This window comes from Mycetocola sp. Y791, assembly GCF_059445325.1.
On record NZ_JCAIUC010000002.1, the window covers coordinates 600368 to 621095 of the forward strand.

The following is a 20728-nucleotide window of genomic DNA, read 5'->3' on the forward strand; positions in this document are numbered from 1 at the left end:
TGCAGGCCGCACTAGATGCGCTTGTGGAGCCTGCCGGCCCAACCCCGTCGTAATGCCAACTTCGTGGCCATTGCTCTCCCGGTATAGGTCTGTGCCGTTCCGGAGTTCGGCCGGATAGTATCGACGTGGTGCGCCGGGAAGTCTGGTCGGCAAATTCGATCAACGACCCATTTTTCAAGGAGTTCCCATGGCAACCCTGCCGCCAGACCGCCCCAACGTACTGTCGCGGGGCAGCTACTCCGAAGCGAGCAGAATCGCGACGATCCTCCGTAAGGAAACTGTCGGCGGGATGCTCCTGGTCGCGGCCGCGCTCATCGCCCTGATCTGGGCGAACTCTCCCGCCTCTGACAGCTACTTTGCCCTGCGGGACTTCAGGATCGGTTACGAGCCCTGGCACCTCGAATTGAGCCTCGGAGCCTGGGCATCCGACGGGCTCCTCGCCGTCTTTTTCTTCCTCGTCGGCCTTGAGCTCAAGCGAGAACTGGTGGCGGGCGACCTGCGCGACTTCCGCAAAGCGGTGATTCCCGTTGCGGCGGCGGTCGGCGGGGTGCTCGTTCCAGCGCTGATCTATACAGCCATCAACTGGGGAAACGGCGCCACAATCGGCGGTTGGGCAATCCCCACCGCGACGGATATCGCCTTTGCGGTCGCCGTCCTCGCCATCGTCGGCTCCCACCTGCCGAGCGCACTGCGGATCTTCCTCCTGACCCTCGCCGTCGTCGACGACCTGATTGCCATCCTGATCATCGCCGTGTTCTACACGACAGACATCAACGTGGTGGCCCTGGGCCTCGCCCTGATTCCGCTTGCGCTGTACGCCTTCCTCGCCCAGAAGTACCGGCGATTCTTCGGTCTGAAGCCTGCGGCGGCGTGGCTCATCCTGCTGCCCCTCGGTGTGGTCACCTGGGCGCTGCTCCACGCCTCCGGGATTCACGCAACGATCGCCGGTGTTCTGCTTGGCTTCGCGATTCCGGTGATCAGGAGCAAAGCCAGTGGCGGCCCGGCGGCTGGGCCCGGCCTGTCTGAGATCTTCGAGCACCGGTTCCGGCCGATCTCCGCCGGTTTCGCCGTGCCCGTCTTCGCTTTCTTCTCCGCCGGCGTAGTAATCGGTGGCATTGACGGCTTCACCTCGGCCCTGATGGACCCGGTAACGATAGGCATCATCATTGCCCTCGTCGCCGGAAAGCCCATCGGAATCCTGGGAACAACGTGGCTGATCTCAAAATTCACCCGGGCGAGGCTCGACCCATCCTTCCGGTGGGTGGACCTGTTCGGTGTCGGCCTGCTCGCGGGAATCGGTTTCACCGTTTCGCTTCTCATCGCCGAGCTGAGTTTCGGATTCGGCAGCCTCGAAAACGACCACGCCAAGGTGGCGATTCTGACGGCATCCGTTCTGGCTGCCCTGCTCGCGACAGTGGTACTGCGCATCCGGAACCGCAGGTACAAGCAGATCGAAGCCGAGGAGCGCGTGGACGCGGACAACGACGGGACCCCCGACGTGTACCAGGGCGGCGGACACTGAGTCTGCAGGTTACCGACGCAGGGGGTGTTGCGCCGAGCCGGCCAGGTCTAGCCTCTGACTGTGGCTGCACATCCTGACGCCTACCGCCAACCTCTCGACCGCGCACGGGAGCACTCCCTGGAGTGGCTCGCGTCACTGCCAACGCGCCAGGTGCGGCCACAGCAAACCGCAGATCAGGTCGCTGAGCATTTCTCCATTCCGCTGCCAGAGGGCCCAACCGATCCGGCAGCGGTTGTCGATGAGCTGGCCAGGTTCGCCGAACCCGGCCTCATGGCGATGCCGTCCGGCCGGTTCTACGGCTGGGTAATCGGCGGAACGCTTCCCGCCGCCCTCGCGTCGGACTGGCTCGTCAGCGCCTGGGACCAGAACAGCGCTCTCCGGTACGCCTCGCCCGCGACGGCCGCCATCGAACAAGCGGCAGGGGACTGGATCCTCGACCTGCTCGGCCTCCCAGCAACGGCAGACGTCGGCTTCACCACAGGCGGCACCGTCGCAAACTTCGTCGGTCTCGCTGCTGGTCGAAAAGCGGTTCTGGATGCCGTCGGCTGGGACCTCGATGCCCGCGGTCTGGCGGGCGGCCCACGGGTGACCGTGCTCGTCGGCCAGGAACGACACGCGTCGGTGGACCTCGCCCTCCGTTACCTCGGCCTCGGCGCCCCGACTCCTGTCGCCTCCGACGACCAGGGCAGGCTCATCGCTTCAGCGTTGACGGATGCCCTCGCGAGCGTCGATGGCCCGGTGATCGTCTGTCTCCAGGCGGGCAACCTGCACTCGGGTGCCTTCGACCCGATGAAAGAGACCATCCGAATGGCACACGAACACGGCGCCTGGGTGCACGTCGATGGGGCATTCGGGCTCTGGGCCGCAGCAAGCCCGCGCTATCGAGGCGTGCTCGACGGAATCGACATGGCAGATTCCTGGGCGACCGACGCCCATAAGACCCTCAACGTGCCTTATGACTGCGGCATCGCGATCGTCGCTCAACCCCAGGTCCTCCGCTCCACCTTCGGCGTTCACACCGACTATCTGATTCACGACGACCACGGCCCGGGCGACCCGTGGGAGAAGGTCCCCGAACTCTCCCGCCGCGCCCGCGGCGTCCCCGTCTGGGCAGCACTGCGCTCACTGGGCCGCTCAGAAACCGTCGCACTGGTTGAACGCCTCGTCGACACCGCGGCCGAGCTCGCCGCCGGGCTCTCGCGCGTGCCTGGCATCGAGGTCCTCAACGACGTCGTTTTCACCCAGGTCTGTCTCGCCTTCGGCCCGGACGACCTCACCCGCAGGGTCACCGAGCAGCTCATCGCCGATGGCTCAGTGTGGATGTCCGGTTCGCATTGGCAGGGCAGGGACATCCTTCGCATCTCCGTGAGCAACTGGTCGACGGATGCCGACGACATCGCCACGTCGATCGAGGCGGTTCGGCACGCCTTCGAGGTCGCATCGTCCACCTGAATACCGGTCTTTCCCGCCGGCCGACCCGGGAGTAGTCTCGGGGCAACGGCGAGTCCCGTGTACCCGCCGGGTAGGGAGTCCTGGTGGGACGGCTTGTTTACGATTCGACGACGAGCATCAACCTCGACGACCGCACGCTCGCGCACCTTCAGATCGTGATCGGTGCGAAGCTCAGGCGAGGCGAAAGCTTTCCCTTCCGCTGGAAGCTGCCTGACGGCGCCGGGGGACTACCCGGGAGCCTGTGGATTGCGCCGGGGATCTCGCTTCACTTCAGGTACGACGAATCGAGACTGCCCAATATCAACCTCGACTGGATCAGCGCGCTCACCGCGTCGTCCAACTCGGATGCCGGGCTGCGGCTGATCAGTGAACCGATGGCGTCGCAGGACGACGTGCACGAAGAGCGGGTGGGTCGGCCGTAGCGCAGCGACGTGACGGTCGGCGACATGCGCCCGCCAGCCGCGATGTCCCCCTAGGATTCCCTCATGGGAACCTGGAGTGGACAACCGTTTGGCAATGACGCCGCAGCCGACTGGGCATGGGAACTGGACGGGTCCGACGGCTGGGATGCTGTCCTTGAGGCGCTTCAGGCCGTGCTTGACGCAGCTCCCGCGTCCGTGGACGCTGACGCGGCAACCGTCGCCATCGCCGCCGCTGAGGTCGTGGCACATCAGCGTGGGCGGCCTACGCAGTCCGACAGCTACACCGAGAGCATTTCGTCCTTCGTCGATCGCGTCCCTGCCCCGCCCGCTGAGGTCGCCTCTATCGCGCTGAGGGCCCTCGACGTCGCAACGGTCCCTGACGGCGAACTCGCAGAGTTGTGGGCCGATGCGGGTGCGGACGAATGGACCGAGGCCAACCAGCGCATTCGCGAGGCGCTCTCACTGCCCCCACTGGTGGCATCCGCCCCTGCCGCTCCCAGGAAGCGGACCGGCTGGGGCTGGGGCAAGGGCAACCGGGAGAGCTGACCGCGGGTGTCAGGACCGGGCCGTTACCGACGGATCCTGGCTCTGCAGTTCGAGTGACGGATCCGAGGTGGGGGCGCTCGCGGATGCCAGCAGCGCCAGTTTGTCTGCATCGATCGACCCTGCGTCAGCGTGAAAGACGACCAGCATGATGCCGTCAGTGCCGCCGATGCTCAGTCGTTCCCGGTTGAGGACGAGTTCCCCGACCTGAGGGTGGTCGAACCGAATCAGTGTGCCGTGCTGGCCGCGGACCTCGTGGCGCGCCCAGAGCTGGCGGAAGCGCGGGCTCGCCAGACTGAGCTGCCCGGTGAGCTCAATGAACCGTGGATCATCGATGTCATTTCCGACGGCCTGCCGGAGATTCGCGATGAAGCACTCAGTGAGGTCTTCCCAATCCGGTTGCAGCGCCTGCTCGCCCTGATCGAGGAACAGATCCCTGAGCTGGTTTCCGCCGACGTTGAGTCCGGGGGACAGCGCTCGGGCGAGGGGGTTCGAGGCAAGCACGTCGAAGTATCTGCCCTCGATGAACGCTGGCTGGACGAGGGAGTCGAGGAGTTTGAGGGCTCCGGACGGCACCGTCTCTTGCCGTGGCCGCCGTTTCCGCTGGCGCGGAACATCCGCCACCAGTGTCAGCAGGTGGGAGAGGTGCTCGTCGTTGAGGTTCAGCACGCGAGCTATGGACTCGAGCACCTGAATCGAGGGGTTGCGATCGCGACCGCGCTCGAGGCGCAGGTAGTAGTCGGCACTGATGCCGGCAAGCATGGCGACTTCCTCGCGCCGCAGCCCGGGCACGCGACGGACTCCACCGTCGGGAATACCGACCTGCTGCGGGGTCACCAGTTCGCGGCGCGCCCGCAGGTATGCGCCGAGGGGATTCGTTGTCTCGCTCACGACGCCAGCCTATGGCTGTGTGGCGCGGAATGAGGGGGCCCTGTCATACCCCCGGCTGGGGAGGGTGCTGGTTGGCGGTGTGCGCTTCTCATAGCTTCCTTAACGGCCCGATCGGGCCGCTTATTTCGAGAGGAGACGCATGAGCGTCGCACTGGTTACCGGGGCAAACAGGGGCATCGGATTTGAGACAGCCAGACAGCTGGTGGAGTTGGGGCACCTCGTGTACATCGGCGCGCGGGACGCTGAGCGGGGTGAGGAGGCTGCCGCGTCGCTCGGTGCGCGATTTGTGCAGCTCGATGTGACCGATGACCTGTCGGTAACGAATGCGCTTGGGGCTATCGGGGATGTCGAGGGCCAGCTGGACATCCTGGTGAACAACGCGGGAATTCAGGAGTTTGGCGATGTCGACGGCCCTATGGCGCTGCGAGCGTTCGACACCAACGCGGTGGGAGTCGTGCGCGTCACGGAAGCTGCGCTCCCGCTGCTGAAGAAATCGTCCAACCCGACGGTGGTTACCGTCTCGAGCAGCGCGGGGTCGTTCTGGGCGGTCAACAACCCCGACCGGGTCGAATCGCAACTGAGGAATCTCCTCTATGCCGCGTCCAAGGCGGCGGCCACCATGCTCACCGTCCAGTACGCCAAGTCGCATCCCGGCATCAAGTTCAACGCACTCGAACCGGGGTACACCGCCACAGACATGACGGCGGCGTTCGAAGGCGGCAGGCCGCCCGCAGAGAGTGCGCAAACCGTCGTGCGCCTGGCGACCCTCGACCCGAACGGCCCGACAGGGACGTTCCAGGACGAAGACGGGCACCTCCACTGGTGAGAACGGCATCCCCCCGTACGCAAGCACGCCTGACCACTCGAACAATCGAAGGAATTGAATCGTGACCAGCACAACCTCGTCGATCGACACATCGACCGACCATAAGCCCGGCTCCTGGGCCGGCGTGGTCTCACTCGGACTGGGGATCTTCGCGATCGTCATGTCGGAGTTCCTGCCAGCGAGCCTGCTGCCGCGTATTGCCGGCGACCTTGGGGTGACGGTCGGCGCAGCGGGGCAGAGCGTCACAGTCACCGCGCTCGCGGCCGCGCTCTCAGCCCTCTTCATCTCGGTGGTATTGCCGCATGCCGACCGGCGCCGCGTCATGATCGGCCTCACGCTGCTCGCCATCATCTCCAACCTCGCCGTCGCGCTGGCACCGAACCTCCTGGTGCTTCTCTCGTCCCGGCTCCTGCTGGGTGTCGCACTCGGCGGGTTCTGGGCAATGGCCACGGCGGTCGCCGCGCATCTGGTTCACGCGGACCACCTCGGGCGCGCGCTCACCGTCGTAAATGCCGGTGTGTCCGTTGCAACCGTCGCCGCGGTGCCCCTCGGCGCATGGCTCGGGGAGTTGTGGGGATGGCGGGGAGTGTTCGTCCTCGGTGCCGTTGTGGCGGCACTGGCGCTGATCGTGCAGGCGGCAACACTGCCGCACGTCACACCCACTGTTGGCAGCGGAATTCGGGCGCTCGGAGCGACACTGCGCTCCCGGGCCGTCATCATCGGACTGGTCGCGGTGCTGCTGGCCTTCGGCGGTCACTTCAGCGGCTTCACGTACATTCGGCCAGCTGCCGAGAGCGTATCCGACATCGATGCCGGGGGACTCGCTCTGCTTCTGCTCGTGTTCGGAATAGCCAACTTCGTCGGCACGGCCCTCAGCGGTCCGCTGGCCGACCGTGCACTCCGAGCGGCAGTCTTCCTGTTCCCAACGGTCCTGGGAATCGGGATGCTTGTCATGCTCGCGACCGGCGGTTCGACCGTCGCTCTGTTTGTCGCGGCTGCGCTGTGGGGTTTCGGCTTCGGCGGCCTTCCGACCGCCGTGCTCACGTGGGGTGCCCGAACTCAGCCGACCCGTCTCGAGCAGATCGGCGGAGTGATCGTGACCGTGTGCAACATTGCGATCGCTGTCGGTGCGATCGTCGGGGGAATCCTCGTCGATGATGTCGCAGCCACCGCCCCCCTCCTGGTCGGCGGCATCTCTGCAATCGCCGGCGCTGTCGTGCTCGTGAGCCTGCGTCAGCGGCGCTGACGGCTCTCGGCCGGACGGCATCCTGCTGCTCGGGAGCGAGCAGGGCGGGCCGATGAATTTATTCGCTGACGAGTTCGAGCGGCGGTACGCCGACCGGGTCGAACCCCATCACCTGACCGTAGAACGACAACTCGGCTTCCGTCGCGCTCACGATTGTGCTCGCGCGACGGAAGCCGTGCGACTCTCCCTCGAAGGCGATGTATGCGTGGGGGATGCCCTTCCGTGCCAGGGCATCACGGAAAAGCTCTGCTTGCGACGGCGGCACGATCGGGTCGTCGAGGCCCTGAAGAAGAAGTACAGGGGTGGAGAGGTTATCCACCCGGTTGAGCGGCGCACGCGACCGGTAAAGATCGGCCGCTTCCGGAAGCGGACCGATGAGCCCGTCGAGGTAGCGCGATTCGAAGTCGTGCGTGTCCCTGGCGAACTGGGTCAGCTCGGCCACGCCGAAATACGAGGTACCCGCCGCGAACACGTCCGAACTCGTGAGCGCAGCGAGCACCGTCCACCCGCCCGCCGAGCCTCCGCGGATCGCGAGGCGCGCCCGGTCGGCGAGTCCGGCGTCCGCGAGTCCAAGCACGGTGGCAACGGTGTCTTCCACGTCGACGATGCCCCACTGCCCGCGCAACCGCTCCCGATACTCCCGCCCGTATCCCGTCGATCCGCCGTAGTTGACGTCGACGACACCGATACCGCGACTGGTGAAATAGGCGATCGTGGGGTTGACGACGAACGGTGCCCGGGTGGTTGGGCCACCGTGGACGAACGCGACGAACGGTGGCAGCTCGCCATCGGGGGCCGCGAAATCTGCATTCCGGGGCGGATAGACGATGGCATGAACCTCCCGGTCTCCCTCGAACGTCCGGGATTCAGCGACGGGGAGGTATCCGGCATCCGGGAGGGAATCGACCGAGAGTCGAACCACGGTGATCTCTCCCGAGTCGAGGTCGAGACGGCGAAGCCCGGGTGCGTCCTTCGCACTGCCTCCCGCGAGCAGCACACTCGTGCCGCGGACCGGTCCGAGGACAATGTGAGTGAGCGGCTGGGCCACGACCGAGCTGGCGCCCGTCGCCGGATCGATGATGACGAGTTCGCTCTGGCCGAGAGTTCGCGCGGCAAGGATGCGGCCATCCGCCAGCAGTCGATACCAGGCCAGCCCGACGAACCAGAGTGCGTCGCCGTATTCGGCGTCGTCCGGGTGCAGCGGTGTGACGTTTCCCTCGAGATCAACCTCGGCCAGATTCCACCAGCCGGATCGGTCGGTGATGATCGTCAGGTGGTCGTCATCCCGCCACTCGGGCTGCAGAAGAGACTCGGTCGTTGAACCCGCCAGTGTGCGCCACTCGCCGACCTGGCCCGCTCGGTCGAGGTCGCCGATCCGCAACTCGGTCCCGTCCCATGGCATCTGCGGGTGATCCCACGCGATCCAGGCGAGGCGTGTGCCGTCGGGGGAGAATGTCGGAGAGGCGAGGAAGTGTGAACCCGTGACGATGGAGCGGATCGCTTCGTTGTTGCCATCGGCAGTGCCGTCCACCGGCACCGCGACGATGTCTCTGTCAACGAGGTCGCCAGAGTGGGTCTCGCGCACGGCGATGATTTCGCCGTCGCGCCACGTGAGATCTGCGAAGCGGAATCCGGTACCGGCGCTCGTGAGCGGTACAGGACGACGGCTGCCACGATCCAGGCGATACAGTCGCTGATCCGTGAACTCGGCGAACACGAGAGTGCCGTCGTCGTCCGCTGCCCACGCTCCACCGCCGTACTCGTGCACGCGCGTCCGGGCATTCCAGGGCTCCGGCAGGATGTCGATGGGATCGCCATTTTCACCTGTCGTGCGGACCGCGAACCGGCCGCCCTCACTCGGTCGAAGTTCGAGCCACCACACCTCATCGCCCACCCATGTGCCCTCGCTCACGGCGTGCCCGCTTTCGGCGAGGTCATGAGCGGAAATCGGTGAGCGCCAGGACCCGTACGGAGCGATTGTCGTCATGGCGACATCCTGCCAGCCCTTGTGTTTTCAGGGGGGCAGCCAATGTGGCTACGCTCGGAGAGTGTCTGCCAGTCGCAACCCCACAGTGATCGCGCTGAACGGCGGATCCAGTTCAGGTAAATCGTCGATCGCGCGAGCGCTGCAGGAAATGCTCCCCGGCGTCTGGTTGACCTTCGGCGTCGACACCTTCATCGACGCACTTCCGGGTCGGGGTGACAGCCCGCGAGCCGGGGTCACGTTTGAGCACGACGGCACGATCACCTTCAGCGACGAGTATCGGGCGCTCGAACGAAGCTGGTATGCCGGCCTCAGCGCGATGACAGCGGCTGGGGCGCACATGATCCTCGACGAAGTTTTTCTCTCCGGGGGTACCGGGCAGGAGAGTCTGCGTTCAACGTTCAGCGATACCGGGATGTTGTGGGTGGGTGTCCATTGCGAGGCCGACGTTGCTGCATCCCGCGAAGCGCGGCGGCCTGACCGGGCAGAGGGAATGGCGCGGCAACAGGCCCTGAGTGTGCACACCGGCGTGAGCTACGACCTCGAGGTGGACACGACCTCCAGGCCGGCCGAGGAATGCGCCTGGGCAATAGTGAGACACCTCGGAGTGCGGGCGCCGTCCCTTATCCGTTCGTAGGCAAGGGCTGCCCCGTCTGAGCTGCCCCGTCTGACCTGCCCTGTGTGGGCTGCCTGCCTGAGTCGGACGTTCTCAGGTCGACGGTCAGGAGCGAGCGTCGGTGTCGACGTCGGCGGCCCAGCCGGGGGAGTCGAGGCGAATCGCATTGTCGCCAACGAGCGCGCGCAGTGTGGCTTCCGTGATGGCGAGTGATTCTGCGCCCACCTGCTTCTGGAGCTCATCCCGCATCTCATCGAATACGGCCTCGCCCTCGCGCAGAAGAGCTGTCCCGCGCTCGGTGACCCGCAGGCGCATCTTCCGGCGATCCGCCTCGTCCGGCTCCCTGGCGACGTAGCCCCGTTCTTCCAGGACAGCGATCGTTCGTGCCGCAGCCTGCTTTGTTACCGACATCGCTCGGCCCAGTTCTGACGCGTTTTCGGCGCCGGAGAGGATCGAGTGAAGCGCGAAATCGTGCACCGGACGAAAGTCATCGTGGCCTCGCCGCGCCAGTTCGGCGGTGGCTCTGTCGGCAAGAGTGCGGAACCCCGCAAGCATCAGCAGCGCTAGGTCGCCACCCTTCCGAGACATAGGGGAAGTCTAAGCCAGGGTTGATATAGACAACCTTGTTGTCTATGGTTGATGGACAACAAGATTGTCTATTAAGGAGAACGATATGTCCGCCACTGCGGCACTCGGCGCAACCATCCCCGGCGTCTCCCACCATCGAGCTCAGCTCAACGGCACCGAGCTGCACTACGTCACCGCCGGTACGTCCGGTTCACCTATCCTGCTCGTGCACGGCTGGCCTGAGACGTGGTGGGCATTCAGGGGCCTCATTCCGCTGCTTGCGGAGTCCCACCGGGTTTACGCTCTCGACCTGCGTGGATTCGGCGACTCGAGCACCACCGCTAACGATTACAGCGAGCAGGCCCTGGCCGACGACCTCCACCACTTCGTCACACATCTGGGGGCTGGCCCTGTGCATCTTCTCGCTCAGGACATCAGCGGAGGCGTGGCGTTCCGGTTCGCTGCGTCCCATCCGGATGAGGTGCGAAGCTTCACAGCGGTCGAATCCTCCCTTGCCGGGTTCGGTCTCGAGGCGCTTGCCGACGTCAACGCCTTTGGTTCGTGGCATGTCGGATTTCTTGGCACTCCCGGCATCCCTTCGATGCTCCTGCCCGGACACGAACGCGAGCTCCTGGCTGACTGGGCTTACCCGATGATGAACGGCACGGCCGGTGCAATCCGTGCAGAGGACCTCGATGAGTTCGTTCGCACGTACTCGCGGCCGAACGCCTGGCGCGGTACGGAAGGCCTCTACCGTTCCCTGTTCACGGACAAGGGGGCGACTCGGGCGCTCGCCGAGGCGCATCCCTTGCGCGTCCCCGTCCTCGCCGTCGACGGCGCCAATTCCCCATTCACAGAGCAGTCGTTTCGCCCGGTGGCGGCTGGAGAGCTCACGGCGGTGCACATCGAGGGCGTCGGTCACCTCGTTGCCCAGGAGGCACCCGCGGAGCTGGCATCCGCTGTTCTGGACTTTGTGAGACGGGTGGATGATCAGTAGGAACACCGAGTGTTCTCAGGTGCCGGCCGGCAGCGTCCGCAACAGGTCTCGTTCGGCTGAGCCGGTCTGCTGGGCCAGGTTCCACAGAGTCGAGGAGGATGCCGCGCCGGAGGCCTCGGGGGTAGTGCCGCCCTGTTCCTCCCGGCTGCCCCGGTCATCGGGGCTCAGCGCCTTGATCACCTGATCCAGCTCGCCGCTGGTCAGCTCGGTGGCGTCGGCCAGCGCGGTCAAATCCCGCAACCCGGAGCGCAGCGTGTCCAGCTCGGCGAGCTGCCTGTCATCGAGCCGGTCGCGGTCGGGAACCAGCTCGTCCTGCGTGCGTGTTGCGTCCCGGAACAGGGCGAGCTCCTCTGGCCCCGGCGGACCAGCGCGGTTCGAAGATGCACGCAGGGCGGACGCGGTGGCCTGGGTCGCTGTCTCGATCCGTTGTCGCAGGGGGGCTGGTCGGAACGCGGGGATGACCATGAAGCCGAGAACCCATCCGATGAGCACCGCTGCCGCTGTGAGTCCGACGTATTGCGCCAGAAGGTTCACCGGGTTCAGGTCGCGGGTCGCTGAATTGAAGCCGACGCTGACGATAACCATGAAAGCATTGCCAAGCGCGGGGCGGGTGGCGATGAACCACAGCCCCAGACACAGCGCGACCACTGCGACGAGGGTGAGGTAGCGGGTCGGGACGAACAGCAGGACCAACGCGACTGTGAGCGAGCCCGCGACCAGGCCGATGATCTTGTTCCTCGCCTTGGTGGCGGTGTCGTTCCAGCTGGCCTGCATGATGCCGAACGTAGCCAGCAGTGCGGTGGAGACCAGGGGATCGCCGCGCTGCAGGCCGGACGTGATCAACAGCATGAGAAGAATTGCGAGCGCGGTGCGGAACGCGTGCCTGACCTGGATGGACCGCAGCCTCGCGGACGGATGCAGCACTGCATCCTGAAGTTGGCGCCGCCGATCGCGATCGAGGTTAACCGGTGAGGCGTCATGATCCAGCATTGCCTGCTCAACGGCGTCCAGGCCGCTTGCGGCCTCGGCGAGAGGTGACCCGGTGGGGGCCGACGTCGACGAAGGCGGCGAGGTTGTGACCGGATTGTTGTTCCGTCCCGGCTTGGATGTCAGCTGCTCGGCCAGCGTGTGGGCCCGGGCGCGAATCTCGGTGTCGGCCGAACCGCTCGCGTCGGACAGCTCTGCGGTGTGCAGGGCCCGCCGGTAGCGGGAGGCCCCCTCGAGTGCGTCAGCCAGCCATCGCTGCCTGCCGTCGCTCAGCCAGGTGCCGAACGCGGTGGCGGTGGCCGCGCCCGGATCATCCGCAACGAGCACATTGGCGACCTGCTCCCTTGTCGGCTTCGACGGGTCCGAGATCCCCATCAGAACCCGCAGCAGCAGAGCGACGGCGACGCCGGCGACGGCGGCCACGATCACCTGTCGGTGGTCGGCTCCGCCGGCTGGAGCGTAGCCGTAACCGAACACCGTGGTCATCCCCAGCCCCATGCCGGCGTTGGCGAAGCGTGGCCCGATCAGCGGAAGCAATGCGGCCACGAAAATGAGCACAACGACGAGCGCAATCGCCGCGGGGCGAGACGCCTCAGCCACGAGGCGCGGAACGACCGCGGCGACGACCAGAAGCGGTCCCATTACCGCGATCACGCGGAGGTCAGGCTTCAGAGGGCCGCCCATAAATACCACCAGCGAGAACATACCCGTCAGGCCGCCGATGATCCCCGCTGCGCCGGCTCCCCACGCGTCGGCGAGGAGCACGGAGGGAAGGACCACAATGATCATGAGGACGATCACTATCGGACTGCCCTTGGGGTGCCTGGCGTTCGGACGTTTGGCCTTGGACTCCGTGGATCCCTCGGCGCCACCGGCACCCTGCGCAGACCCGCCTCGAGTGTTGCGTGACGCGTTCATGCCTCGACGGTAAAGAGGGGGCGTGGGAGGTGGCAGAGGCCGAGGTCCTTGGCGTCGGTCGCGCGCCTGACCTTCACGGATCGGGGACCGGCGGGTCCGCTGTCGGGCCTGGGAGAGCGGATGACGGGAATCGAACCCGCGCTATCAGCTTGGGAAGCTGAAGTTCTACCATTGAACTACATCCGCGTGACGCCGTACGGCGACGTTCGCAATCTTAGCAAGACGCGCCAGATAAACTGACCTCGTGCTTCTCTCCGACCGCGACATCAAGGCAGAGCTGGCATCCGGACGCATCGGTCTTGAACCGTCCCACTCCGAGATGATCCAGCCTTCGAGCATCGACGTGCGCCTCGACCGCTACTTCAGGCTGTTCGACAACCACAAGTACCCCTACATCGACCCGGCCGAAGACCAGCCAGAGCTCACCCACCTCATCGAAACGAAGCCAGACGAACCGTTCATCCTGCACCCGGGTGAATTCGTGCTCGGCGCAACGTTCGAACAGGTCTCGCTCGCCGATGACATCGCTGCCCGGCTCGAGGGCAAGAGCTCACTCGGCCGCCTCGGTCTGCTGACGCACTCGACAGCCGGCTTCATCGACCCGGGGTTCTCCGGCCACGTGACCCTCGAACTGTCCAACGTCGCGACCCTCCCGATCAAGCTCTGGCCCGGCATGAAGATCGGCCAGCTCTGTTTCTTCCGGCTGACCTCCCCGGCTGAGAACCCGTACGGCTCAGCAGCGTACAGTTCCCGTTATCAGGGTCAGCGCGGCCCGACCGCATCCCGCTCGTTCAAGAACTTCCACCGCACCGACGTCGGCCTCATCGACGCCGGCAGCGCCGGCAGCTAGGCAAGAAAGGCCACCGCCATGAGTGACCCCATCGACCTTTCGTTCGCTGACGCACTCATATCGGATGCGGCCACCGAGAGATACCCGAATCGGATGTTCCGCTTCGGTCGGCTTGTCGGTCGCTGGAACGTGCACTCACGCCGCATGGATGAGGCCACAGGGAACTGGCATGAGTCGGACTTCGTCTGGGTGGTCGGGTTTATTTTGGACGGGAAGGCCGTTCAGGATGTCGCGCTCACGCCAACAGAGGACGGCTTCGAAACCATCTCAACCGCGGTCCGGGTCTACGACCGCGACATGGGTGCCTGGCGCGTGAGCTACTTCGAGCCGGAGCGCGGCGAATACGCGCATCTTGTCGCCACCGCGCACAAGCGCGACGGCATCCGTCAGGACGGAACGCGGAACGACGGTCTGCTCATCCGCTGGAACTTCTCGAAGATCACCGAGCACTCCTACCGGTGGGAGAGTTTCGTCTCGGAAGACGAGGGAACCACGTGGGTGCTCAACGAGCACAATGAGGGCATGCGCGTCAGCTGACCGCCGCGCGTGCCGCGAGAGCATCAGTTGCGGTCGAGAACACCAGTTGCGCCTGATGTTCTCGACCGGAACTGATGCGTTGGGTGCCCGCTACAGCTCGAACCGGAAGCTGAGGTCCTCGGGGTAGTCGCCGAGCGCCGTCAGCGTCGTCGCCGCACGCTGCAGCGCAGCGAGGGTGAGGCCGAGGGTCTGCGGGCCGAAGCTGACGCGGGAGATTCCCAGTTCGGCGAGCCTCTTGAGGGGGATGCCGCCGAGCCCACCGATCGTGGAGAGGCGCCCGTTCACCTCGTCGAGCGCGCGCTTCACGCGATCCTCATCGCTCAGCCCGAGGAAGAAGATCACGTCGGCCCCCGCTTCGAGGTACGCGTTCGCCCGCGTGACCGCTTCCTCCCACTCGCCACCACCGGCGAGCGTGTCGACGCGGGCATTGATCACGAGCGGGATGCCGGTCGCGTCACCGGCGCCGCGGGCGGCGGCAACGCGGGCGACCGAGTCGTCGATACTGCGCTGCGGGCCGTTGGCTGCCTCGAGGGAGTCCTCGATGTTGATGCCGACAGCACCGGATTCTTCGATCAGGCGACGAACGTTGTCACCGACGCCGGCGGCATCCGGGGCGTAGCCCTTCTCGAAATCGACCGAGAGCGGCAGGTCGACGGCACCGGCGATGATGCGCGCCGCCTCGATCGCGGCATCGACGGTGAGTCCCTCGTTGTCGGGCACGCCCCGCGCGAAGGAGACCGAGTGTGAAGCGCTCGCGAGGGCACGCACTCCCGGGGCCTCTGAGACGATCTTCGCCGTGATGGCATCCCACACGTTCGTCACGATGAGCGGATCACCGGGGGCGTGGAGGCGGTTGAGCAGTTGAGCTTTCTCGAGTTGAGTCGTCATCTCCCCAGTCTGGACAGGTCGGATGCCTCGGCGCCACCCATAACTGAATCGCGAACACGGTTGCTGCAGCGTCGCTCAGCGGTGAGGGGGCGGCCCGGATTCGCCCCCCGAATGTGGGTCAGGCGATACTGGTAGTTGGAAACCGGCCAATCTGACGCCCGCACGGGTACTGATCAGCCGCTGATAGAGATGGTGACTTGACGTGTCGAACGAGCCGAACGAGTCCACTGAGCCGAATGAGCCGTGGATAACAGCCGTAGCCCGAGCCGACGGTACAGGCACGATCTCGGTCGACGGCGCACAGTCCGACATTCGCGCAAATGACGTCGCGGAGGTTCGAGCCGCGATCATTGCGCGTGTCACCGACGAGGCGAAGGCGCGCAACCAACGGGTGCTGGTGGCCATCACCGATCTCGACGGCGTTTACCTGCTGTCTGTTCACCCCGACGGCAACGTCGAGTCGGAAGGTCCTGTTGTGCCGGATGCCGCTGCCTCGGCGCGCGATGCGACAGCTGCTGAGTCCAGAAGCGAGTCCGCCCGCGCGAAGGAGCGGGCACCCGAGACCAGGCCGCCCCGCCCATCGTCTCCAGCGGAAGGATCAGTCCGCGGGTCAGCACCGGCTCGAGCCGTGCTGAACCCCGCCTTCGGCGAGGCCACCCCGGTGATTCCCCCGCCCCCCTTCGGCATCGATGACCTCATCGACTTCGCCGAGTCCGGATCCGAGCCGACGCCGCACAACGACAGAAGCTTCGAGCCAGCACCGACACGGAGGTCAACCTTCCGGTCCTATTCAGAGGAGAGCGACCTGTCGCACCACAATTCCGGATCCGCCGCGCCAGCCGAGGTCACTCCATTCACGACTGCACGGTCCGCTGCCGGAAAAACCACCGAGGAACCTGACTCGGCGGAGGCGGAGGCGGAGGCGGAGGCAACAGAGCTTACGTTTGACCAGCTGTTGCCGTCATCGAGCAGACGGGAGAAGGCATCCGCTTCGACATCCTCGCCATCGGACGGTGAACCGGGCGTCGCGCCCACCCTCGAGGACTTCCTCCAGTCACGGCCATCGGCGCCGGAGGGTCCGGCGAAACAGGGCTGGCAGGGAGCCGTCCGTCGCGTGACCGGCGGACTGATCTCGCCGCGCCCAGGCAAGGTCGAGCGAGCCCACCGCGATGCGATCCGGCGGGTCCAGCGAAGCCTCAAGGGGCCGCGGACCATCGTCGTGCTCAACCCGAAGGGTGGAGCGCACAAGACGACCGCAACCCTGTTGCTCGCCGCGACCTTCGGTACCCACCGCGGTGGATCAACGCTCGCCTGGGACAACAACGAAACCCGCGGCACCCTCGGCTGGCGGGCCCAGCCCTCGGTGCACTCCAACACCGCGGTCGACCTGCTTCGCGACCTCGGACGGTTCTCCGATGTCGAGTCGGCGCGCGTCGGGTACCTCGACAACTACGTGCGCGGGCAGGGCGACGCCCAGTTCGATGTGCTCGCTTCTGACGAGGATGCCGCCGCGTCCTCCACCATCGATGCGGATGCCTTCCGCAGCCTCCACTCGACACTCAGCCGGTTCTATCGCGTACTCGTGATCGACACGGGCAACAACATGCGCGCATCCAACTGGGAAGCGGCCGTCGAAGCGGCCGACCAGCTCGTCGTCGTCACCACGGTGAACGAGGAAACCGCGGCGAGTGCTGCGTGGCTCATCGACGGGCTCAGGCAGAAGGGGCACCAGGACAAGGTCAGCCAGGCCGTGACGATCCTCTCGTCACCAGGAGACACCGTGCAGCCCGAGCTGTCCCAGCGACTGCACAGCCACTTTTCGGCCCTCACCCGCGTGGTGCTCGAGGTGCCGTACGACCCCGGCTTCCAGGGCGGCGGTCCCCTCAACGTCGACGTGCTCTCTCCGCAGACTCGCGAAGCGTGGCTCCAGGTGACGGCGGCGGTGGCCGACGGACTCTAGGAGGACCTGGCCTCGCCCGGCACCAGGATCTTGACCATCTCGAGTTGGCGTTTACCCGGCTCGAGGTCGTACGGCACGGTCACGCCGGTGTCGCGGTAGCCCTTCTTCGCGTAGTACGCGTGCGCCCGGGCGTTGTCTTCGTGAACGTGCAGGGTGATCCGGTCGGATCGTTCCCTTGACCACTGCTCGACGCCCTCGAGGAGAGCGGAGGTGACGCCGGCCGCTTCACCCCGGAACTCCGGAGTGACGTAGACGCCGACGAGCATCGGCACCGTGCTGCCGTTCGGCGTGTACGTACCCATCGTGCCCACCCAGCGGCCGTCGGCCGTGATTGCTACGAGCACGGTTCCACCGTCGCTCGTGCCTCGCCTGCCTCGCATCCGCCACTCGGCTTCGCCCACGGCCTGTGCGTGCGCGAGCGTCTCGCCGAAAGCGATCGGAGTGTCCGCGAGCATTTCAAGACGGAGTCTTCTGACCTCGCGCCAGTCGGCATCGGTGGTGGGGCGGATGGAGAACGTGGCGTCGCGCATCGACCAAATCTACCGGCACAACGAGGGCTCCCGCGGTCCAGTGCAAGCCCTTTCCGTGTCCCGGCGCTCACCACTAGTCTCGGAGCGCGTCGGCCTCTCCCGCCCGGCGCCCGTCGAAAGGAACTCAGATGTCCACCTGGCTCATCACCGGCTGCTCGACAGGCCTCGGTCGCGCGCTCGCGACCGCCGTGCTCGCCCACGGCAACAACGTCGTCGTCACGGCGCGCGACGCGTCGACGGTGCAGGACATCGCCGGCACGTCTCCCGACTCCGCCCTCGCGCTCTCGCTGGACGTGACCGACCCGGCGCAGATCGAGTCAGCCGTTCGAGAGGCGGAGCGCCGGTTCGGCGCCGTCGACGTGCTCGTGAACAACGCGGGCTACGGGTATCGGTCCGCCGTGGAGGAAGCCACCCCCGAAGACGTCAAGCGGCTCTTCGACACCAACTTCTTCGGAGCCGTCGCCATGATCAAGGCGGTCCTGCCCCCGATGCGGGAACGCCGCTCCGGCGCCATCGTCAACATTTCCTCTATCGGCGTGCGCCTCACGCCCCCGGGGTCGGGGTACTACGCGGCGTCGAAGGCGGCCCTCGAGGGCATGTCCGGCTCCCTCCGCAAGGAGCTGGAACCGCTCGGAATCGCCGTCACCGTCGTCGAACCGGGCGGCTTTCGCACCGACTTCGCCGGGCGCTCGCTGGCACAGTCTGAGACCGCCATCCCGGACTACGCCGAGACCGCTGGCAAGCGGAGGAAGGAAAACGACACGGTGCACGGCACCCAGCCGGGCAACCCGGCGCTGGCCGCCGAGGCGATCATCACGGCGGTCGAATCGCCGAACGCACCCCTCCTCTTGCTGCTCGGCGCCGACGCCATGGACGGGTTCGAGACGCTGGCTGATCGGGAGCGGCAGGACGCTGACACCTGGCGCGACCTCAGCCTCAGTACCGGTTACCCGGAGGAATAGGCGGCTCTTTCGTCTAGTGCAGCGTGATGGACTCCACGGCACGCAGCTGGGTGCGGATGAAGCGGTTGGCGTGCGCGCCGAGGTCGTCTGAGTCGTCCCACAGGTTGCGCCAGATGCCGAGCATCCTGCTGAGGTCCTCGTTCACCACGGCCGACGAGAACGACTCGAACACGACGGGCCCGTCGTAGCCGATCCGCGCGAGGCCGCGGAAGAACGAGCCGAAGTCCACCGTGCCTGAACCCAGGTAACCGCGGTGGCTCTCGCCGACGTGCGCGTAACCCAGCCGATCGCCGACGTCGAGGACCGGGGTGTACAGATCCGACTCCTCGATGTTCATGTGGTACGTGTCGAGGTGCACTGAGACGTTGGCGTGCCCCACCTCGTCGAGAAACGCGAGCGCCTGCCTGCCCGTGTTCATCACGTTGGTCTCGTAACGGTTGACGACTTCGAGTGACATACGGATGCCGAGGCCCTCGGCCCGTGACGCCAGCCGGGCGAGTGCGGCGGCGCTCGACGCGCGACCAGCCGGGGTCGCGGGCGTCATGTACTTCTTCATGGCGCTGTAGATCACGCCGCAGAGGTTGGTCCCACCCATCGCGTGCACGATGTCGAGGCACTCCTCGAGCATCCGTTCGCCTCGAGCCACGACATCGGGGTCGTCGCTCGTGAGGTCGGTTGCCTCGCTCAGGCCGAGCGACGCACTGACCGCGAGCTCGTTGTCCTGCAGAAGGCGAGCCGCAAGCATCCGATCGAAATGAAAAGGGTCCATGAGGGGGATTTCGATCAGGTCAAATCCTGCCTGTTTCGTCTTCTCGATCGCGAGGGTCAGCCCCGCGGCGTCGAATGAGCCTGAGAAGACGAGAGCGTGTGCGCCGATGAGCACGATCGTGTCCTTCCACCCCGGTGGCCGCGCCGGTGCGAAGCCCGTTCCGGCAGAGATTACTCCGCGGTGCGGGAGAGGGACAGGCCGTGCGGCCGAATCGTGACCCCGGTATGAGGCCCAAACCTGACCCCGAACCCGACCCGGGGCGCTCAACGCCCGCTGGACTCAGCGGGTATGAGCGAGGAGCGCGTCGACCTCGTCACGGTGGGGGAGGCTCGGGGAAGCGCCCTGTCGCGTCACGGTGAGCGCTCCAGCGGCGATCGCGCGCCGGATCGCAGCGGCGAGGTCGAGGCCGTCGGCGAGTGAAGCACCGAGGTAACCGGCGAACGCATCACCGGCTGCCGTTGTGTCGACGGCAGTGACCCGGATGGAGTCGAACCGTTCGACGCTCGTCGCCGTGACCAGAACCGCTCCAGCAGCCGCCATGGTGATGAGGGCACTGGTCGCGCCGCGGGAGGTGAACCAGCGACCGGCCTCGACCGCCGATGCTTCGTCGGTCACCTCGATGCCGGTGAGGATGGCGGCCTCTGTCTCGTTCGGAGTGACGATGTCGACGAGTGGCCAGATCGCGTCGTCGAGGGCCGTGGCCGGCGCTGGGTCGAGAACGACGGTGAGGCCGGCGTCGTGCGCCTTCCTGATCGAGTACTGCGTGAGCGCCCACGGGATCTCGAGCTGGGTGAGCAGAACCCGGCAGCTCGACCCGATGGCCTCGAACGCGTCGTCGATGTGTGACTCGCTGAGTGACGAGTTCGCGAGCGGAACCACCACAATGTCGTTTTCACCCGATGAGTCAACCCGGATGTGCGCTACTCCTGTTGGCCCCGGAACCGAGCGGACGTGGTCGACGTGCACGCCGGCATCCGCCAGCCCGCTGCTCGCTACGTCGGAGAAGAGGTCGGTGCCCACGCAACCGACCATGTGCGCGTTGCCGCCGGCGAGTCCGGCGGCGACGGCCTGGTTCGCACCCTTGCCGCCGAGCACGAGGGTGAACTCGTCGCCGATGATCGTCTCGCCTCGAGCCGGGAGCCTCGACGAGAAGGTCGTGAGATCGACGTTGATGCTTCCGACGATGAGCACGCCACCGGATGCCGATGCTGAGGTTCGGGAACTCATGGTGTCCTTCTGCTGGGATGTATCGCTCATCCAG

Annotated in this window: 20 protein-coding genes and 1 tRNA gene; 12 read left to right on the top strand and 9 right to left on the bottom strand. The window is 66.1% G+C overall.

The window, feature by feature from the left end; translation table 11 throughout:
- Positions 1 to 187: 187 nt before the first annotated feature.
- The 4 genes from nhaA (at position 188) to AC1C2N_RS07765 (ending at position 3942) form a co-directional block, all read left to right on the top strand.
- Positions 188 to 1522, top strand: a complete 1335-nt coding sequence (nhaA, locus tag AC1C2N_RS07750) for a Na+/H+ antiporter NhaA (protein WP_495433540.1) — start codon at positions 188 to 190, stop codon at positions 1520 to 1522.
- A 60-nt stretch (positions 1523 to 1582) separates the two neighbouring features.
- Positions 1583 to 2974, top strand: coding sequence for a pyridoxal phosphate-dependent decarboxylase family protein (locus AC1C2N_RS07755; protein ID WP_495433541.1), 1392 nt, complete (start codon positions 1583 to 1585; stop codon positions 2972 to 2974).
- A gap of 83 nt (positions 2975 to 3057) precedes the next feature.
- Complete coding sequence (locus AC1C2N_RS07760) at positions 3058 to 3396, top strand: DUF7882 family protein (protein WP_495433542.1); 339 nt, start codon at positions 3058 to 3060, stop codon at positions 3394 to 3396.
- Positions 3397 to 3459: 63 nt separating this feature from the next.
- Positions 3460 to 3942: a DUF4259 domain-containing protein gene (locus tag AC1C2N_RS07765; protein ID WP_483406155.1), complete on the top strand. Its 483-nt coding sequence runs from the start codon at positions 3460 to 3462 to the stop codon at positions 3940 to 3942.
- 9 nt (positions 3943 to 3951) lie between these two features.
- Here AC1C2N_RS07765 and AC1C2N_RS07770 read toward each other — a convergent pair whose 3' ends face one another.
- Positions 3952 to 4830 carry a helix-turn-helix domain-containing protein gene (locus AC1C2N_RS07770; RefSeq protein ID WP_495433543.1) on the bottom strand — a complete coding sequence of 293 codons (879 nt, stop codon included), beginning with the start codon at positions 4828 to 4830 and terminating at the stop codon, positions 3952 to 3954.
- 139 nt (positions 4831 to 4969) lie between these two features.
- Between AC1C2N_RS07770 and AC1C2N_RS07775 the strand changes: the two genes are divergently transcribed.
- Together AC1C2N_RS07775 and AC1C2N_RS07780 are read left to right on the top strand one after the other, a co-directional pair.
- Complete coding sequence (locus AC1C2N_RS07775; protein WP_495433544.1) at positions 4970 to 5656, top strand: SDR family NAD(P)-dependent oxidoreductase; 687 nt, start codon at positions 4970 to 4972, stop codon at positions 5654 to 5656.
- A gap of 61 nt (positions 5657 to 5717) precedes the next feature.
- Entirely contained in the window at positions 5718 to 6902 is a 1185-nt protein-coding gene (locus tag AC1C2N_RS07780) for an MFS transporter (protein ID WP_483406152.1), read from the top strand.
- A 58-nt stretch (positions 6903 to 6960) separates the two neighbouring features.
- Here the strand turns inward: AC1C2N_RS07780 and AC1C2N_RS07785 are convergent, their stop codons facing one another.
- On the bottom strand, positions 6961 to 8889 hold the full coding sequence (locus tag AC1C2N_RS07785) for a dipeptidyl-peptidase 5 (protein WP_495433546.1): 1929 nt from the start codon (positions 8887 to 8889) through the stop codon (positions 6961 to 6963).
- Between the two features lie 61 nt (positions 8890 to 8950).
- Here AC1C2N_RS07785 and AC1C2N_RS07790 point away from each other — a divergent pair, with 61 nt between their 5' ends.
- A complete protein-coding gene (locus AC1C2N_RS07790) occupies positions 8951 to 9523 on the top strand; it encodes a chloramphenicol phosphotransferase CPT family protein (RefSeq protein WP_495433547.1) in 573 nt (190 codons plus the stop codon).
- An 84-nt stretch (positions 9524 to 9607) separates the two neighbouring features.
- Here the strand turns inward: AC1C2N_RS07790 and AC1C2N_RS07795 are convergent, their stop codons facing one another.
- Positions 9608 to 10090 carry a MarR family winged helix-turn-helix transcriptional regulator gene (locus tag AC1C2N_RS07795; protein ID WP_495433548.1) on the bottom strand — a complete coding sequence of 161 codons (483 nt, stop codon included), beginning with the start codon at positions 10088 to 10090 and terminating at the stop codon, positions 9608 to 9610.
- An 85-nt stretch (positions 10091 to 10175) separates the two neighbouring features.
- Between AC1C2N_RS07795 and AC1C2N_RS07800 the strand changes: the two genes are divergently transcribed.
- The gene (locus AC1C2N_RS07800) at positions 10176 to 11066 is read left to right on the top strand and encodes an alpha/beta fold hydrolase (RefSeq protein ID WP_483406148.1); all 891 of its coding nucleotides are present in this window, start codon (positions 10176 to 10178) and stop codon (positions 11064 to 11066) included.
- A gap of 15 nt (positions 11067 to 11081) precedes the next feature.
- On the opposite strand, the gene AC1C2N_RS07805 is transcribed toward AC1C2N_RS07800, so the two are convergent.
- Positions 11082 to 12971 carry an FUSC family protein gene (locus AC1C2N_RS07805; RefSeq protein WP_495433549.1) on the bottom strand — a complete coding sequence of 630 codons (1890 nt, stop codon included), beginning with the start codon at positions 12969 to 12971 and terminating at the stop codon, positions 11082 to 11084.
- Positions 12972 to 13086: 115 nt separating this feature from the next.
- A tRNA-Gly gene (locus AC1C2N_RS07810) sits at positions 13087 to 13157 on the bottom strand.
- A gap of 58 nt (positions 13158 to 13215) precedes the next feature.
- Here AC1C2N_RS07810 and dcd point away from each other — a divergent pair.
- Together dcd and AC1C2N_RS07820 are read left to right on the top strand one after the other, a co-directional pair.
- The gene (dcd, locus tag AC1C2N_RS07815; protein WP_483406146.1) at positions 13216 to 13821 is read left to right on the top strand and encodes a dCTP deaminase; all 606 of its coding nucleotides are present in this window, start codon (positions 13216 to 13218) and stop codon (positions 13819 to 13821) included.
- Positions 13822 to 13839: 18 nt separating this feature from the next.
- A complete protein-coding gene (locus AC1C2N_RS07820; RefSeq protein ID WP_483406145.1) occupies positions 13840 to 14358 on the top strand; it encodes a hypothetical protein in 519 nt (172 codons plus the stop codon).
- A 90-nt stretch (positions 14359 to 14448) separates the two neighbouring features.
- On the opposite strand, the gene AC1C2N_RS07825 is transcribed toward AC1C2N_RS07820, so the two are convergent.
- The gene (locus AC1C2N_RS07825) at positions 14449 to 15246 is read right to left on the bottom strand and encodes an isocitrate lyase/PEP mutase family protein (protein ID WP_495433550.1); all 798 of its coding nucleotides are present in this window, start codon (positions 15244 to 15246) and stop codon (positions 14449 to 14451) included.
- A gap of 202 nt (positions 15247 to 15448) precedes the next feature.
- On the opposite strand from AC1C2N_RS07825, the gene AC1C2N_RS07830 reads away from it, so the two are divergent.
- Positions 15449 to 17206, top strand: a complete 1758-nt coding sequence (locus AC1C2N_RS07830) for a MinD/ParA family ATP-binding protein (protein ID WP_495433551.1) — start codon at positions 15449 to 15451, stop codon at positions 17204 to 17206.
- On the opposite strand, the gene AC1C2N_RS07835 is transcribed toward AC1C2N_RS07830, so the two are convergent.
- Positions 17203 to 17736: a GNAT family N-acetyltransferase gene (locus AC1C2N_RS07835; protein ID WP_495433552.1), complete on the bottom strand. Its 534-nt coding sequence runs from the start codon at positions 17734 to 17736 to the stop codon at positions 17203 to 17205. The genes AC1C2N_RS07830 and AC1C2N_RS07835 overlap by 4 nt on opposite strands.
- Positions 17737 to 17864: 128 nt before the next feature.
- On the opposite strand from AC1C2N_RS07835, the gene AC1C2N_RS07840 reads away from it, so the two are divergent.
- Positions 17865 to 18698, top strand: a complete 834-nt coding sequence (locus tag AC1C2N_RS07840; RefSeq protein ID WP_495433553.1) for an oxidoreductase — start codon at positions 17865 to 17867, stop codon at positions 18696 to 18698.
- Positions 18699 to 18711: 13 nt separating this feature from the next.
- On the opposite strand, the gene AC1C2N_RS07845 is transcribed toward AC1C2N_RS07840, so the two are convergent.
- Both AC1C2N_RS07845 and AC1C2N_RS07850 read right to left on the bottom strand, forming a co-directional pair.
- Positions 18712 to 19581, bottom strand: coding sequence for a sugar phosphate isomerase/epimerase family protein (locus tag AC1C2N_RS07845; RefSeq protein WP_483406140.1), 870 nt, complete (start codon positions 19579 to 19581; stop codon positions 18712 to 18714).
- A gap of 165 nt (positions 19582 to 19746) precedes the next feature.
- The gene (locus AC1C2N_RS07850; protein WP_495433555.1) at positions 19747 to 20724 is read right to left on the bottom strand and encodes a ribokinase; all 978 of its coding nucleotides are present in this window, start codon (positions 20722 to 20724) and stop codon (positions 19747 to 19749) included.
- Positions 20725 to 20728 lie beyond the last annotated feature (4 nt).